Source organism: Nostoc sp. (assembly GCF_036917465.1).
GTDB lineage: Bacteria > Cyanobacteriota > Cyanobacteriia > Cyanobacteriales > Nostocaceae > Nostoc.
This window is the reverse complement of the sequence record NZ_JBALDL010000058.1, coordinates 1-16,868: the sequence shown is the minus strand read 5'-3', so window position 1 is coordinate 16,868 and position 16,868 is coordinate 1. Positions and strand designations below refer to the sequence as shown.

14 protein-coding genes, 1 tRNA gene and 2 pseudogenes are annotated in these 16,868 nt (G+C 41.2%); 12 read left to right on the top strand and 5 right to left on the bottom strand.

Annotated elements, in window-relative coordinates:
- Positions 1–59: 59 nt before the first annotated feature.
- Genes V7K38_RS12110 through V7K38_RS12095 form a run of 4 tightly spaced genes read left to right on the top strand, consistent with a single transcriptional unit; the run spans position 60 to position 1,826 of the window.
- Positions 60–821 (top strand): ATP-binding cassette domain-containing protein, encoded by a 762-nt coding sequence (locus V7K38_RS12110; protein ID WP_334858040.1) that lies wholly within the window; start codon positions 60–62, stop codon positions 819–821.
- Positions 818–1,450, top strand: a complete 633-nt coding sequence (locus tag V7K38_RS12105) for an ABC transporter permease (RefSeq protein ID WP_334858039.1) — start codon at positions 818–820, stop codon at positions 1,448–1,450. The genes V7K38_RS12110 and V7K38_RS12105 overlap by 4 nt, the downstream gene beginning before the upstream one ends.
- A gap of 11 nt (positions 1,451–1,461) precedes the next feature.
- Positions 1,462–1,614 (top strand): hypothetical protein, encoded by a 153-nt coding sequence (locus V7K38_RS12100; protein WP_334858038.1) that lies wholly within the window; start codon positions 1,462–1,464, stop codon positions 1,612–1,614.
- Entirely contained in the window at positions 1,587–1,826 is a 240-nt protein-coding gene (locus tag V7K38_RS12095; RefSeq protein WP_442940765.1) for an asparagine synthase-related protein, read from the top strand. Before V7K38_RS12100 ends, V7K38_RS12095 begins: the two co-directional genes overlap by 28 nt.
- A gap of 84 nt (positions 1,827–1,910) precedes the next feature.
- On the opposite strand, the gene V7K38_RS12090 is transcribed toward V7K38_RS12095, so the two are convergent.
- Positions 1,911–3,515, bottom strand: coding sequence for an iron uptake porin (locus V7K38_RS12090; RefSeq protein WP_334858037.1), 1,605 nt, complete (start codon positions 3,513–3,515; stop codon positions 1,911–1,913).
- 312 nt (positions 3,516–3,827) lie between these two features.
- Here V7K38_RS12090 and V7K38_RS12085 point away from each other — a divergent pair, with 312 nt between their 5' ends.
- The 7 genes from V7K38_RS12085 (at position 3,828) to V7K38_RS12055 (ending at position 12,095) form a co-directional block, all read left to right on the top strand.
- Entirely contained in the window at positions 3,828–4,832 is a 1,005-nt protein-coding gene (locus V7K38_RS12085; RefSeq protein WP_334858096.1) for a metal ABC transporter substrate-binding protein, read from the top strand.
- Between the two features lie 64 nt (positions 4,833–4,896).
- Positions 4,897–5,673, top strand: a complete 777-nt coding sequence (locus V7K38_RS12080) for a metal ABC transporter ATP-binding protein (RefSeq protein ID WP_334858035.1) — start codon at positions 4,897–4,899, stop codon at positions 5,671–5,673.
- Positions 5,674–5,684: 11 nt separating this feature from the next.
- Positions 5,685–6,557 (top strand): metal ABC transporter permease, encoded by an 873-nt coding sequence (locus tag V7K38_RS12075; protein WP_334858094.1) that lies wholly within the window; start codon positions 5,685–5,687, stop codon positions 6,555–6,557.
- Between the two features lie 75 nt (positions 6,558–6,632).
- A tRNA-Phe gene (locus tag V7K38_RS12070) sits at positions 6,633–6,705 on the top strand.
- 187 nt (positions 6,706–6,892) lie between these two features.
- A complete protein-coding gene (locus V7K38_RS12065; protein ID WP_334858033.1) occupies positions 6,893–8,047 on the top strand; it encodes an Arm DNA-binding domain-containing protein in 1,155 nt (384 codons plus the stop codon).
- Between the two features lie 13 nt (positions 8,048–8,060).
- On the top strand, positions 8,061–8,960 hold the full coding sequence (locus V7K38_RS12060) for a hypothetical protein (RefSeq protein ID WP_334858031.1): 900 nt from the start codon (positions 8,061–8,063) through the stop codon (positions 8,958–8,960).
- Positions 8,961–10,286: 1,326 nt separating this feature from the next.
- Positions 10,287–12,095 carry a DUF3987 domain-containing protein gene (locus tag V7K38_RS12055; protein ID WP_334858029.1) on the top strand — a complete coding sequence of 603 codons (1,809 nt, stop codon included), beginning with the start codon at positions 10,287–10,289 and terminating at the stop codon, positions 12,093–12,095.
- Positions 12,096–12,268: 173 nt separating this feature from the next.
- Here V7K38_RS12055 and V7K38_RS12050 read toward each other — a convergent pair whose 3' ends face one another.
- The 3 genes and pseudogenes from V7K38_RS12050 to V7K38_RS12040 all read right to left on the bottom strand — a co-directional run bounded on the left by V7K38_RS12050 (position 12,269) and on the right by V7K38_RS12040 (position 13,369).
- Positions 12,269–12,466 (bottom strand): hypothetical protein, encoded by a 198-nt coding sequence (locus V7K38_RS12050; protein WP_334858028.1) that lies wholly within the window; start codon positions 12,464–12,466, stop codon positions 12,269–12,271.
- 158 nt (positions 12,467–12,624) lie between these two features.
- A pseudogene (locus V7K38_RS12045) lies at positions 12,625–12,887 on the bottom strand (helix-turn-helix domain-containing protein).
- A gap of 35 nt (positions 12,888–12,922) precedes the next feature.
- A complete protein-coding gene (locus tag V7K38_RS12040) occupies positions 12,923–13,369 on the bottom strand; it encodes a hypothetical protein (protein ID WP_334858026.1) in 447 nt (148 codons plus the stop codon).
- A gap of 107 nt (positions 13,370–13,476) precedes the next feature.
- On the opposite strand from V7K38_RS12040, the gene V7K38_RS12035 reads away from it, so the two are divergent.
- Positions 13,477–16,626, top strand: coding sequence for a CHAT domain-containing protein (locus V7K38_RS12035; protein WP_334858025.1), 3,150 nt, complete (start codon positions 13,477–13,479; stop codon positions 16,624–16,626).
- Between the two features lie 54 nt (positions 16,627–16,680).
- On the opposite strand, the pseudogene V7K38_RS12030 reads toward V7K38_RS12035, so the two are convergent.
- A pseudogene (locus tag V7K38_RS12030) lies at positions 16,681–16,868 on the bottom strand (hypothetical protein); the annotation flags it as partial.

Here is a 16,868-nt window from a genome sequence, read left to right as displayed (position 1 = left end):
CACTAGCAAAATCAGCAGATAATACAATACATATAGCTAGCGTCCACTAAAAGCCACTAATGCCGCAAAGTAATCAAAAAACTGCTGTCGAATTCCGCGATGTGACTTTTAGCCGCAATCATCGCCCCTTAGTATCAAATCTCAATTTTACCATCCGCCAAGGAGAAGCACTGGTATTACTTGGACGCAGTGGTAGCGGCAAAACTACAACAATGAAGTTAATTAATCGCCTATTTACACCTACAGAAGGCGAAGTTTTTTTTGATAATATTCCCACAACTCAATGGGATGAAATTAAACTGCGGCGAAAAATTGGTTATGTAATTCAAGAAATTGGTTTATTTCCCCATTTCACTGTAGAACGCAATGTCGGTTTAGTGCCGGCTTTGGAAGGTTGGCAACCGAAACAAATTAAAACGCGGGTTTATGAGTTGTTAAAATTAGTGGGTTTAGAACCAGCACAATTTGCAGGGCGTTACCCGCACGAACTTTCGGGCGGGCAAAGGCAAAGAGTCGGTGTCGCCAGGGCTTTAGCAGCAGATCCGCCAGTATTGTTGATGGATGAACCCTTTGGCGCACTCGATCCGATTACGCGCCTAGAATTGCAACAAGAGTTTCGGCGTTTGCAGCAAGAGTTAGGCAAAACAGTTGTGTTTGTCACCCACGATATTCAAGAAGCTTTAGTATTGGCATCGAGAATTGGTTTAATGGATGGCGGAGAATTAGTAGTATTGGGGACAACAGATGAATTTATGCGATCGCAACACCCAGAAAGCCTAGCTTTTCTTCAATGTCTGCGTCCTTTTCAAGACAATTTATGAACAATTTCTTTCTCGTTAAGTATGCCCCAGAAATTCTTCAGCATACTCTAGAACACCTATTTTTAGTAGGTATCGCTATTGCGATCGCCATAATTATAGGGATTCCTTTAGGTATTTTAATTACACGGAAAACTTCCCTTCGCCAACCAATTCTTGGCATAGCGAATATTTTCCAAACTATTCCGAGTTTGGCAGTTTTTGGCTTACTCATTCCTATTCCTATAATTGGCGGAATTGGTACAGTTCCAGCAATCATTGCTCTGACTGTATATTCTTTGCTGCCGATAATTCGTAACACTTATACAGGTATTACTAGTGTAGATCCAGCGATTCGGGAAGCTGGTATAGGTATGGGAATGACTGATAGACAATTGTTATTACAAGTTGAGATTCCCTTGGCAATAGGAGTAATTTTGGCAGGTGTGCGAGTAGCAACGGTAATCGCTATTGGTATTGCAACCATTGCAGCCGCGATTGGTGCTGGTGGTTTGGGAGTCTTTATTTTTAGCGGTATATCAGTAGTGAACGATCAGTTAATTTTAGCTGGTGCAGTTCCGGCGACGGTAATTGCATTACTGGCTGACTTTGCAATTGGCTGGTTGGAGAATAAATTAAAGATTAAAAGTTAGTCCAATTTGCTATGAAGATGCACTTAATTATTAAACGAACCGCCCTTCGGGTTCACCAGTCGCCTACGGTGGGAAACCCGCCTACAGCGCTGGTTCACCAAGTACGCCATCGCGTAGGTGTTTTCTTTCTGGTGGTTTGGACTCTAGCGCGATCGCTGCTTTAGTAGCAAAATTCTATAAAACACCAGTTCACACCTTCTCGATTCATTTTGGTTCGGAATGTCCCAATGAGTTAGAATTTTCCAGTCTTGTTGCATCCCATTGTCAGACACAGCACTACATTTTAGAAATTACCCTGAACCCAGAAGCGCTATATTTGAATGATTACAAAACCGCAGAGACGCTGAGGACACAGAGAGAGAAGGAAAAGGAATAATTCCGATATAAACGGATTTTATATTAGACACAAAATAAAAGACGCAAAAAATAAATTTGCGTCTTTTTTGAATGTTTTGAACAATTAGAAAGTAAATGTGGTTCTCAATGCGCCAATCACAATATCATCGTTGTTATTATCATGATCTGGAGATGTTAGCCAAACGACTCCTGGGGTAATGGTGATATTGTCAGTCAACTTGTACTGGTAGAACGCCTCAAGATGATAGGATGTATCGGGATCTTTGTTGATACCTGCATTGCTGAGAGAATTGCTCACACTGGTAACTTTAGGTTCCATACCCACAATAATGCCTCCAATGTTACCTGCTTTACCAAGATCCGGGAAAGCTAGTGTTACTGCATAGTTCCATATTTCAGCATCACCAGGAGTATTTGAAAGGATACGAGCTTTAGTCAAGCCAGCCCAACCACCAATCACAAATTTTGAGCTAGGTTGGAAGGATGCTTCTATGCCGTAGGAGTTACTAGAAGCATTCTCTAATATATTATTAGCGTTATTGCTACCACCACTACCATTGGCAAAAAAAGTATTTTTGTAAGCGTTAAGGTAAGTCAAACCAACAGTAATTTGATTAGTAGGCTTAACAGTTAATTGCGCGATCGCACCATAAGCACCGTTGAATAATCCAGAGCCTAGCTGAGGATTAGCAGTATCATTTCCTAAATATCCCAAGCTTAGTTCTAGCTTATCACTGAACTCGTGTTTGATTCCTATACCAGCACCATTGGCTAAATAATAAATTGGGTTGCGAGTCCCAAAATGGGAAAAAGCACCGCTACCACCGTCTCCATCTAGGTACGGATTGACTGTGTTGGTGAAATCATCAATTGCACCTGCATTTGCTTCTAGGGTGATTCCTGTTTTCTTACCGAGAGGGAACTGATACAACAGCGCATCTATCACAACTCCATTACTGTTGTTACCACCAGCAAATCGGAAGTCACCTTCTGGTGTAAAAGTAGCAGTTTTAGAGAAAGGGTCTAGATTTGTTGCTTGAAGCCGTGTTCTGAGTAAATCTTGCCCAGTAAAACTGGTGTCGAGGTTCAGACGCACCCGATCTCCAAGGACAGTATTTTGGTTGACTTTTTGCCCATTAACTGTATTTCCACTTACGACACTCGCGATCGCTACTACTACTTCCCCATTCAATTTGGTAGTAGTGGAAAACTGATGTGCCTCCAATTCAGCACTTTTCCCTTCTACTGCATCTACACGACCTCGGAGTGTCGTCAGTTCTGCGGAAAAATCTGTTTGCAGCTTTTGTAATGTGGCTAAATCTTGTTTGGTAACTAAATCGCCTGTAGCTGTAGCAATTAGTTCGTTAACGCGATCGAGACAAGCATTCAAACCAGCAGCAAACTCATATCTAGTTAATGCCCGATTACCGCGATAAGTGCTATTTGGGTATCCAGCAATACAGCCATAACGCTCAACCAAAGACTGCAATGCTTGGAATGCCCAATCAGTGGGTTGTACATCAGAAAATTGAGATACGGAAGTAACTTGCCCGGTTATCTGAGTTTGTGTGTCTGGACTAGCTAAAATCTGCGGTTGATTAGTTTCTGAAGTACTGGATATTTCACTTGCAAATGCAGCAGTATTTACAAATAGCATTGCACAGCAGACTGCTGGACTAACTAGCAGATATTTACAGAATTGTTGCATTTTTCTCCTCACACTGATCTCCCATTCACACCCAAAGCACGTTTATTTAACGTGTGTTTCATGCAAATATTTGTCAGCAATCTTATCAGGAATAAGCAACCTTTTTAACAAAAAAAGTCAAGAAATCCTAATTATTCAGAGAAAACTAAATTGCAGAGGCTGTACTACTTGACAAAATTTTCGTATTACTCATTACACAGGAAACCGGGAATGATATCATGTGTTGTGAATGAGAATGAGAATTATTATAGTCTAGAATTTAGAATAAGTCTCATAGACTTGCATCCATTTTGAGGAGAAAAGACCGTGGTGATGAATTATAGAGGGCTGATAACAGGCAGACAAAGAAGCAGCATCTTGTCGATGATTACTCTGCTAACGTTGTCAATGATTGCTGGCTGTAGCCAATCGAATCCGAATCAGGGAACAATAGCAGAACAGTCGCCGCCAGCACAGGGGACTGTATCCACCCCAGTAGCGCAGGGAGGAAAAACTAAAGTTGTGACGACATTTTTGCCGATATATTTGTTTACTAAGGCAGTAGCCGGGAATGTGGCAGATGTAGAAATTCTAGTTCCACCTGGTACGGAGGTACATGAATACCAAGCGACACCAGAAAATGTCAAAGCGATCGCCACTGCGAATGTGTTAGTAAAAAATGGTTTAGGTTTGGAGGGATTTCTGGAAAATACTGTCAAAAATGCCGAAAATAGTAAACTAGCTGAAATTGATGCAAGCATTGGTATTAAACCCTTAAATGAAATTTCCCCCATTGTGAAAACAGCCAAAGAAGAAGACCACGACCACGCCCAAGGTAATCCTCATGTTTGGTTAGATCCCGTTTTGGCAAAACAAGAAGTAACAAATATTCGGGATGGATTAATTGCTGCCGACCCTGCGAATAAAGCTACTTATGAAGCAAATGCTGCGGCTTATATTAAAGAATTAGAAAGTTTAAATAGTGAATTTAAACAGACTTTACAAAAAACTCCTAACTGCACCTTTATTACCTTTCATGATGCGTTTCCCTATTTAGCTAAACGTTATAACCTCAAGCAAGTTGCTGTGGTACAAATTCCCGAAGATCAACTTTCACCTACTGATGTGCAAAATGCAGTCAGTGCTGTGAAAAAGTACAAAGTTAAAGCTTTGTTCAGTGAACCAGGAGTAGACAACAAACTTCTAACTAGCTTATCGAAAGACTTGAAATTAACTTTGCATCCTCTAGATTCCCTAGAAACTGGCGAAACAGATCCACAACATTACTTCAAGGCGATGAAAGCTAACTTACAAATTCTAGAAACTTCATGTAAATAGGTTTGTCATTTGTTCTTTGTCCTCTGTCCTTCGCAAATTCCCAATTCCCAATTCCCAATTCCCAATGCCCAATAACATTGCTATTTTGAAAGTGGAAGGATTAACTGTCTATCAAGGCAGCTATCTGGCTGTTCGAGATGTTTCCTTTGAATTGTTACCAGGAACAGATACAGCCATTGTTGGCCCTAATGGTGCTGGCAAAAGTACCTTGGTAAAAGCAGTTTTAGATTTGATCCCTCGAAGTGCTGGTACGATTGAAATATTTGGTCGCCCAATTGCAAGGCTGGGACGCTTACGTGATTTTTTGGGCTATATGCCGCAAAATTTCATCTTTGATCGAGGCTTTCCTATTTCTGTCAGCGAATTAGTCGGACTAGGATGGGCCAAGGAAGGTAAAAAGGGAGATATATTTTTCTCCAAGCTGTGGAGACAAGACAGAGAAAAATCAGCCGCAGTAGTAGAAGCTTTACGGCGAACTGATGCTTATCATTTACAGCATCAAGCTATTGGTACTCTTAGCGGTGGTCAACTTAAGCGGGTGTTGTTGGCTTATTGTTTAGTAATGCCTCGAAAACTGTTGGTACTCGATGAAGCCTTTGCTGGCGTTGATGTCCAAGGTTCAGCAGATTTTTACGCTTTACTAAATGAGTTAAAGCGGGAGGAGGGTTGGACGATATTGCAAGTTTCCCATGATATTGATATGGTAAATCGCCATTGCGATCGCGTGCTTTGCCTCAACCAAAGCATTGTTTGTACTGGTAAGCCGGAAATTGCTCTTTCACCGCAAAATCTGTTAGCAACATACGGCCCAGGTTTTAGTCGTTACCAGCACCAACATTAATGCCCATAAGTATGGATTATTTTTTCAATGATTGTCAGATAGCAAGGCTAGCGATCGCTAGTAGTAATGACTTGATAAAGTTGCTAGAATTTCCCTTTATGCAGCGTGCGATCGTCGGTGCTGTGTTAATGGGAATACTTGGCGGGATGTTGGGTAGTTTTGTCACCTTGCGCCAGTTGTCTTTTTTTAGCCACGCCGTTGGTCATGCAGCGTTAGTAGGGGTGGCGTTAGGTGTGCTGCTACAAATAAATCCTACTTGGATGCTATTACCTTTTACCTTAGTTTTCGGGATTATTGTCCTCTACTTCATCGATAAAACCGACTTAGGTAGCGATAGCGTCCTTAGTATAGTACTATCTGGGGCATTAGCGATCGGTGTGATTCTCACGAGTCTAATTAAAGGATATCGTGGCAACTTGATGGCTGTGCTGTTCGGCGATATTCTAGCGATCGATACCACGGATTTGATTTTGACGCTGCTAGTACTTGTAGGAGGTAGCATATTTTTACTATCAACCATGCGTCAGCAAATTTTGTTGACCCTTAACCCCGATGTAGCTCAAGTTCAAGGGGTTCCCGTCCAATTGTACCGCTACATCTTTGTAGTTTTGCTTTCACTCGCCGTTGCTGTAGCGATTAAAGCTGTCGGCGTTTTACTGGTGAACGCCTTTTTGGTTATTCCCGCCTCCACCGCCAAACTGATGAGTCACCACTTTAGCCGCTTTCTAATCATGTCCGTGATAGTTGGTTCCATGAGCAGCATTGCTGGCATTATTGTCTCAGGTATTTTCAACTTTGCTTCTGGCCCAAGTATTGTTCTTGTCCAATTCCTGCTATTTATTGCCGTTTTCATCTGGTTTAAGTTGAATTTGAAAGCTGCATAAATCTTTTTTCTCCAAGGGCTTGCTATATTCTGAGATGTTTGCTACATTTATTAATCGTGGCTCACAAAAGCCCCAGCCGGGATAGCTCAGTTGGTAGAGCAGAGGACTGAAAATCCTCGTGTCACCGGTTCAAGTCCGGTTCCTGGCATTTACAAAAACCCTTGAAACTCAATAGCCTCAAGGGTTTTCAGTTTATTAAGTGCTAACTAATAGAGAGCTAGCGTACTAAATTCAAGATAAATTTTGGACATTTTTGGATACCTTTAGACAAAAAACGGGTGTAAAGTGGGTGTAAAAGAGATAGAGTAGAGGAGTAATTACACCTTAATAAAGCTATGTTCTCCAAAACTCCTACAGGGCGGGCATCTAAAGGTTCTGTCTCTATCCTTAACTCTAATGAGCGATTGCAGTTACGGTTCAGATATAGGGGCAAGCGTTATTACATCTCTACTGGTTTAGCAGATACCCCAAATAACCGTAAATTGGCTGAACTTAAGGCCTCTGAGATTGAGAAAGATATACTCTGTGAGCGATTAGACTTAACTCTAGAGAAGTACCAACCTCAATCTGCTTTAAGTACGATTACACCCGTTACATCCATCAAGAAGCCTAAACCCAATTTAAATGAACTTTGGGATAGGTATAGCGAGTTCAAGAAACCGCAAATTAGTCCTAGTACATACGTCAAAGATTTTGCCAAGCATCGGAATCACATTGCTAAGTTACCAACGCGATCGCTAGATGAAGCATCTGCTATTCGAGATTATCTTTTAGCCAATTTAACTCCAGATGCTGCTAAACGTTGTCTAATTCAGTTCAAAGCTTGTTGTAATTGGGCAATGGAAGAGGGGTTAATCGACACGAACCCTTTTGCTGCGATGAAAATCAAAACACCCAAAGGTGCTACTGAAGAACAAGATGTTAATCCTTTCAGTAAAGAAGAAAGAGATTTAATTATTCGTACTTTTGCTAGCGATCGCCATTACAGCCACTACACTCACTATGTCCGCTTCCTTTTCTTTACAGGATGTAGACCATCTGAGGCAATCGGTTTGAAGTGGAAACACATCACTAATAATGTGGTTCAGTTCCGGGAATCAGTTGTTGTCTCTGAAGACGGCTTAGTGTTAAAAGAGGGACTGAAAACACAAAGAAAGCGAGATTTCCCAATTAATTCGGAACTAAAAGCGATTTTGGATGAGATTAGGCCTATAGAACCTAATGCTGAAGCATTAATTTTTACCAGTCCAAAAGGAAAATTTATCGACCATCACAACTTTTCTAATCGTGCATGGAAGTCTATGTTAGCCAAATGCTGCGTTCCCTATCGCAAAAGCTACCAGACACGACATACCTTTATCAGTTTGTGTGTGGAATCACATATTAACAGTACAGCGATCGGGCGATGGACGGGAACATCCGCCAAGATGATTGACAATCACTACGGTGCTACTAACTTTACAAATTTAAGACCACCTGACCTTTCATAGGAGGAGTTCATTAATGATAAATCAATCAAATGAACAAGAAAAATCTCTGTTCATAGGAAGGTATTGTTATCTCAAATATTTGTCTACAACACTAAGAGGAAATTTTTCAATTTCTGATGTAGAGTATTGCTACTGTTCAGTTGGTTCTCCTAACGGAACAGAAGAAGAGCAAATTGCATTTTTTATATCTGGGATACCAAATCCAAAATTATTAGATGGAGGAAAAAACCTTTGTCACGGAGTTATGGACATTTGGGTAGGATACAAAGATTCATGTGTTGAACTTGCTAAATGCTTTCTGTTCACTAAAGGAAAAGAGGATGATCCTTTTTTGGAATCTCTTAGCAAAAAAGAAATTAATCTCTCAGAGTATGAATATGAATGGCTAAAAGGTGAACTGTATAAAAATCTTTGGCACCTGATACATCACAATAGTGAATTTATAATCAAGAATTTAGAGGAAAATTGGGACTATTATTTTGTATCAGATATAGATTTAATGTGCGAAATTGTTAGAGGAGTAATAGAAGGAGAATTTAGCCGTTATCTTTTGAACATTTATCAATACAATGCTAGTGAAATTGATGACATTAATAAACTTAAGCGGAAAATGTACAAAAATGAATTATGTATGGTAGAGAAAGAAAAATTTTGGAATTTAATTGATAAACATACAGCCAAAGCAATTTGGTTCGATCGCGTAATTACGATAGCTAATGCGCTCGCAGATCATGGGATAAATGAGATAAAAACTCACTTAGATATTCATTCAAAGATTATTGATGCTATGGCTCGTTTCAGTATTAAGAGGGTTCGTAATCCAGCGCTGAGGAGTCCTCGGAAATCTCACTATTGTATTGAAGGTGTAATTACTGAGGGTACTATACCAAAATGGAAGCTTCACGAAGCTTAACACTTTAGGCATCCTTTACATTCCAGAGGGTGTTGTCGAACAATGGTGTCCATAGTAGTTTAAAGGTACTTATGGACATCTATTTTTGCTCAAAAATAACTCTAAGCCAAAAGACAGGCCTATCAAACTCTACTTTCAAGAAATATCGACTCTCTGGTGTTTGGCTGGAAGGAATTCACTGGCAGAGGTTGAACTCTCGCTCTCTTCTCTATAATCTGCCGTTAATATTGGACTGGGTAGCTAATCGTAATGCGCCAGAGATACACCAAAGAGCAATAGAGAATTATTTGCGATCACTACCGTCCAATCAGAAAAAATACACCAGAAATAATTCATAGTTAATGGGGGATAACCACTTCAATACTGTACTGACTGTATTGATAACTTTTAGTGGGCTGCACCACACCACGTTGTAAAAAGGTGTAATAACTTTGATCGCTTTCTGGGACGGATACATAAGCCTAACAATGTCCATAAAGCAAGGTGATCAAAAACTTCTCAAGCTGAAAGCTATTTCATATTTATTGATGTAGAAGCAAATTTTGAACAATTAAGAAACCTAATACCTTTGTACAGAGCAGAATTACAAGGCAATCCCCCCGTGCCTGAAAATTGGGCTGATATGCGAAAGCTATCTCAATATCTGGAGGGATATAAACCAGGGGGGCGCAAAGGTTGGATAACCTGTAAATGTCCTGTTCATGGTGGTGAAAGTTATGACAGTTTACACGTTACAGCGCTTCCGGCTATTATGCAATACAGTTTTCCTCTTGCCCCTCTTCTCTCACAGCTTTCAGCTTTGAGGATGTACCTCATAGCTGCCGTAAGTGCTGTAACGAAGCTACAGGACAATTTCACTGTCATAGTGGGTGCGATACTAAAAAGATTTTCAGAATCACCCTAGACATTGCAAAATCCAAAGGTCACATCGTACCAGAGAAACGACAATCATATACACCGCAGGCGATCGCCACTAAATCAAATCTTATTGCTCACCCCGCAGCAAGGATACAGCGAATTGATGTTGAGGGCATCAAGGCAGAATACACAAAACTGTTAGCTATTGAGGCAAGTCAATCTGAGCTTGAATTATTCAAAATTCAAACCCGCCAAAATTACCCCCTACTTCAACCATCAGAACTTAAGCGCCTACTCGATGCAACTGGAGATGAATTTGACAAGGCTGAAAACTTATTAAACGACACTGAAGAGCTGCGGAGACTGGTAGAGTCCAGCGAACAAACGATCAACCTAGCTCACTACTTACCGCAATCCTTAGCCAAACCCCTAACCCAGTATTGTGAATGGCAGAAGATCAGACACGCTGTGGTTTTAACCTCTCTGTTAACATCAGTGTCGTCTTTGCACAAGGTTGGTACAGAAGTAATTTTACATAAAAACCTTAATTTTGCTGTACCTCCTACTTTGTACAGTGCAATCGTAGCTGAAAGTGGAAGCAAAAAATCCCCAATCTTTAGAGCTACAGCCAAATTACCCCTAAACGGTCTTAAACAATCCAGAGTTGATGAATATTTACAGAATCTAAAAGATTACCAAACGGAATTAGACGCATGGGAGGAGGAAAACGCCAATCTGAAGAAAGGGGTGAAACCGAGGCAACCTAAACCAACCGAACCAGCACAACCACCAATTTTTTACTTCACAGATGGAACCGGGGAGAGCATCAAGTCACAGGCACAGAAAGCACCGGATAAGGCTTTATTCCTACTCTGTGATGAATTGGCTGGGTATTTTGCCTCACAAGATAAGTATTTTGGTGGTAAAGGTAGTGATAAACAGGATTTACTCAGCTACTACGATGGCACGGGTGCAACTGTGCTGAGGGCTGGAGGAGTCAAGGTGGATGTACCTAGAATCTACCTGTCAATTTTAGGAACCATCCAACCAGACATTATCAAAAAGATAATGGGGAACACCAATGACCTTGACGGTAGTTGGTCACGGTGGTTGTTTGCAATCCAGCCCAACATCCCTACAACCTTACCAGACGATGTACCGTGTGGGGTTGACTGCACTGATGTGATGACGGGTTATTTTGAGAAAGTTTTTGATCTACCCCTAACAAAATACAAGTTAAGTCAGGAGGCATTTAGAATTTATCAGCCATTTTACAACCGACTAGAACAGTTACGAGTTTTATACCCCACATCCGGTTTTAGGGCTGTATATGCAAAAGCTGAAGGGTTGGCTGGTAGGTTAGCTCTAAACCTTCACGTCTTATATGAGTTCGCAGAAGGACGCATACCATCACAGGTAATTGGATCTGATATGATGCATCGAGCGATCGCATTAATGAAGTTCTATATTGGTCAAGTTCGGATGGTTCATGCTTTCGTTAATGATGGCGACAGTGTTGCACCGCTTCTACTCAAAGTAATCGAGTTATCAAAACGAAATCAGTTGGCCGGTGAAGAGGGATGGATTAAAGCATCAGATGTGCAAAAAAATACCACACGAGCCAAACGTCCATCAGCAGTTGAGGCACGGAATTGGATGATTCAAGCCTCTAACCTTGGATATGGAATTATCAGGGGTGAAGGTTCAAAAATTGAGTTTAGGACATCTTTACAAAACTCAATAGACAAAATAGATAAGAATAGACAAACTATAGACACGGTGTCTATTCTTGAAACACTTGCGATACAAGGCGTTCCCAAAAATATAGATAAAATAGACGACCTCAAACACTCAGATACAATATCTGACGACACACCCCACACCACAATATTGAATAGACAACCAATAGACGACTCCTGTCTATTTGGTCTATCGAATCTTGAAAGTATTGATGTAGCAAGCAATCCAACAATACATAGCCCGTCTATAATTACGTCTATAGAATGTCTATCGTTTAATAAGGAGACACAGGAAGTTATGGCTACGACGGGTGCAGTCATGACACCCCAGTCCCAATCGCAACCAGAATATAAAGTAGGCGATGGCGTCGAATTTAAGCACCCTGACAGTTGTAATATTGACTGGATCAAGGGCAGGATTGACGATGTGAATTGTCAGCAAGGTTACTTCATCAGCTATACAATCAGCTATTTACAGCGCGGGAAAAACTCCACCTGTAAACTTCACCGTCAGGACTGGGTAAGGGTGGTGAGATAGGGAGGCGATCACCAAACCCTCTATGCAGTTAAAAGTTATATAGAGTTACCAATAGCACTTATCTATTTGAATAGATAACTATGTAGGGTGGCTACTGAGATATTTATGTCGCTATGAGCAGGTTTACAATCGTTTTCGGTCTTGTCACCGTTTTGGGAAGATGTCAATGATATCTATGGGGCAAGTTGGTCTGACTGCTCCATTCCCAGACTGAAAATCATTGTGAAAGTCACGCTTGGTATGAGTCGGCGCAGAGCTTGTAAATGAGCCTCAGCGTAACTCCGGCGACGAAAACGGGCAACAATTTGGTGTTGCATAGTGGGAAAATGGCGGACTACACACCAAGGATTTAACTTTTCGACGTAGGTCATAATATTCTCCTGACAATCTTGTGATTTAGCTGGCTAATTTGGGTTGAATAAAACTCAAATTCTGGTTCAAAAATTTCCTAGACAAAAACCACCCTAGTGTGAGGGTGGCTGGTAAAGAAATGTCAGGTTGATATTGAAATTTGCTAACTTTTCAATTCCTATTTATGCCGATCGCGGAAACAGACCTTTTTTAAGAGTTCTTCAGGAATACCCTCAAAGCCTTCTAGTAGAAAATCCATCAGAGCAAGATGGCGTAAATCGGAAGGCATGGGACGGCGTTGCGCCCTCTAGAAAACCAGCGCCGGACAGTTGAAACTGAACGGGAGCAAATTCGGGCGATCGCTTCATGATTAACATCCCACTTGGCATAAAATTTACTGGGTGTCATTCCTAGTTGACAATGGCTGTAAAAATCAATCAGGTTTTGCTCTCATGCTTGTAGACGACGGGGATTAGTCATAACACTGGCTCTCCTTCCAGTGGTTCTAAATCCTCTTCCCAAGCAATATCGGCAGATATCCAAGCTGCACTGAGGCTGTCTTTGCTTAACCAAATTAAGTAACACCAACTCCAGCAGCAAAGATGGGGAGCAAAGCTGTAAAATCTGCCAATAACTATTCCCCAGTCGGTGTTAGAACCAAGCCAGCGTAATCTATCGCCATACAAAAAGCGGGGTGTGTTGGCTGTATGAGGAAAATCGTCGGGTAAATCAACAGACTCTAGAGAAAATTTCTGGTTAATTAATCTTGGGAGTCGATGCTGATGATTGAGCGCGATCGCTTCTAGTGGGGCATAGCGTATCGCACCCAAATAATTAGCAATCAGTTCAGCGTCAATTTTTTCACGGAATTTGACGTTTGTTTTTATCCCTTGCAGCCATATTTTAATGATGTGGTTTAGCAAGAAATACCGAATTAGAAGCTGATTTAAGAAATTTCCGTGAACTCTCAGCGAAATTATGTATTTATTTCATAGAATTTGCGGATATATCAAATTATCAAGTTGACAATATGCTTCTAAGTGGTGTTGAGCGCTTGAGAGTCATGCTTGTAACTCTACTGTTGTCGTTTGCTGTCACAGGAGAACTCAAAGCTGTTGCAGCTGTTGCAAACTTGACTTTGGCACAGACACAAACTGCCCAAAATCAGAAGGATGAGGCAGATAGACTACTAACAGAAGGAAAACAGAAACTAGAGGAAAACCAGTTTTCAGTAGCATTAAAGGCATTTGAGCAAGCTTTGGCTTTATACAGACAAGCTAAAGACCGCAAAGGTGAAGGTAATACTCTCTACAATATTGGCGATGTTTACTATTATCAAGATAAGTTTTCCCAAGCAATAGAATTTTACCAGCAGGCTTTAGTAATTCGTAGAGAAATCGGAGATCGCACTGAAGAAGCCACAACACTCAACAATATTGGCTTATCTTACATTAATTTAAGTCAGTACCCCAAAGCCTTGGATTACTTGCAGCAAGCTTTAGTCATTTTTAAACAAATTGGCGATCGCTCAACTGAAGGCACAACCCTCAACAACATTGGCTTTATTTACTCCAGTCTCGGACAGTACCCCAAAGCCTTGGAGTACTATCAGCAAGCTTTAGCGATTATTAAACAAATCGGCGATCGCTCCGGCGTTGGACAAACCCTCAACAACATTGGCTTGATTTACCACAGTCAAGGACAGTACCCCAAAGCCTTGGAGTACTATCAGCAAGCTTTAGCCATTCGTCAACAAATCGGCGATGCAAGAGGTGTTGGCACTACCCTCAACAACATTGGCGGAATTTACGACAGTCTCGGACAGTACCCCAAAGCCTTGGAGTACTATCAGCAAGCTTTAGCCATTACTAAACAAATCGGCGATCGCTCAACTGAAGGCACAACCCTCAACAACATTGGCTTAATTTACTTTAGTCTCGGACAGTACCCCAAAGCCTTGGAGTACTATCAGCAAGCTTTAGCCATTCGTAAACAAATCGGCGATCACTCAACTACTCTCAACAACATTGGCGGAGTTTATGACAGTCTCGGACAGTACCCCAAAGCCTTAGAGTTCTATCAGCAAGCTTTAGCCATTCGTAAACAAATCGGCAATCGCTCTGGCATTGGCAATAGCCTCAACAACATTGGCGGAGTTTACGACAGTCTCGGACAGTATCCCAAAGCCTTGGATTACTATCAGCAAGCTTTAGCCATTAGCAAACAAATCGGCGATGCAAGAGGTGTTGGCACTACCCTCAACAACATTGGCGCAATTTACGACAGTCTCGGAGAGTACCCGAAAGCCTTGGAGTACTATCAGCAAGCTTTAGCCATTATTAAACAAATCGGCGATCGCTCTAGTGAAGGCACTACCCTCAACAACATTGGCTTTATTTACTTCAGTCTGGGACAGTACCCGAAAGCCTTGGATTACTATCAGCAAGCTTTAGCCATTATTAAACAAATCGGCGATCGCTCTAGTGAAGGTACTAACCTTAGTAATATTGGTTATCTCCTAGATGCACAAAAACAGCCTGAACTAGCAATTGTTTTCTTAAAGCAATCTGTGAATATCAGAGAAAAGATTCGGCAAGATTTGGGAGTATTACCTAAAGAACAACAAGAATCATATACAAAAACCGTCGCTTATACCTACCGCCGTCTTGCTGATTTATTACTACAAAAAGACCGCGTACTTGAAGCGCAGCAAGTTTTAGATTTATTAAAAGTACAAGAGCTGCAAGAATACCTCCGCAATGTTCGGGGTAATCAGCAGACAGCACAGGGAGTAGATAATCTACCACCAGAACAAAAAATTTCTGACAGCTACAATCAGGTTTTAAATCAAGCGATTGAAATCGGTAAGGAACTTACTGAACTGCAAAAGATTCCCTATCCTCAACAAACACCTGCACAAAAACAACGTTTTGCCGAACTCACAACCAAGCAAGGGCAAATTGTCAAACTGTTTGAAGAATTTACCAGTCGTCCAGATGTGGTTGCCAGTGTGCAACAATTACGCCAAACTGCTAAAGACCAAAACGTCAGTTTGCAACGATTGAGAAATATTGCCGACGACCTCAAACGATTACAACAAAACGCTGTCCTGCTTTACCCTTTAATTCTCGAAGACCGTTTAGAACTAATTTTAGCAACACCTGGTTCGCCACCCATCCGGCGCACTGTGGCTGTCAAGCGGCAAGATTTGAACCGAGCAATTGTCAACTTTCGCAGTGCTTTGCAGAATCCTAACATGGATGCGAAAAAACCAGCAAAACAACTATATGACTGGTTAATCAAACCTTTAGAAAATGATTTGCAAAAGGCAGATGCCAAAACTATTATTTATGCTCCCGATGGGCAACTGCGTTACATTCCTTTAGCAGCTCTCTACGATGGTAAACAATGGTTAGTAGAACGTTTGCGGGTAAATAATATTACGGCTGCATCCTTAACTGACTTTACTACAAAACCGCAACCACATCTAAAAGTTTTGGCAGGTGCTTTCACCCAAGGGCATTATGAATTTCAATTAGGCAAGCAGCACTTCAACTTGTCTGGACTACCCTTTGCTGGTAAAGAAGTCGCCGACTTAGAAACAGCTATTCCTGGTACAACGAAACTGTTAGATAAAGACTTTAGCACAATAGCCACAATTCCCCAAATGAATCAAAACTCGGTGGTGCATTTTGCGACTCATGCCGCTTTTGTTCCTGGTTTACCAGAAGATTCATTTATTTTATTTGGGAATGGCGATAGAGTAACTCTGCGAGATATTCAAAACACCTGGTTTTTAACTAACGTTGATTTAGTCGTGTTGAGTGGTTGTGAAACAGGATTAGGCGGAACATTAGGCAATGGCGAAGAGATTTTAGGATTTGGCTACTTGATGCAAAATGCTGGTGCAAGAGCTGCGATCGCTTCTCTCTGGTCAGTTAATGATGGTGGTACTCAAGCTTTAATGGATGTATTTTACGCCAAGCTCAAACAAGGAAATATAACTAAAGCCGAAGCTTTAAGACAGGCTCAAATAGCTTTGATTAATACTAGCAAAAATACTGATGGAAAACAACGTGGGAGTAGTATTGAAATAGAAGCCTTACCATCAAATGTCAGTGATCGCCTCAGTCATCCTTACTATTGGGCATCGTTTATTTTGATTGGTAATGGATTGTAATCCGCAACTCGTAATTTTATTTAATATATCAGTCTGCAATGCGATTGTATCGGCTTACAATGTCAATGCATCGGCTTGCAATGTGATTGCATTGGTCTGCAATGCCAGTGCATCGACTAACAATGCGATTGTATCGACTGACAATGCCAATGCATCGGCTTGCAATGTGATTGCATTGGTCTGCAATGCCAGTGCATCGACTAACAATGCGATTGTATCGACTGACAATGCCAATGCATCGG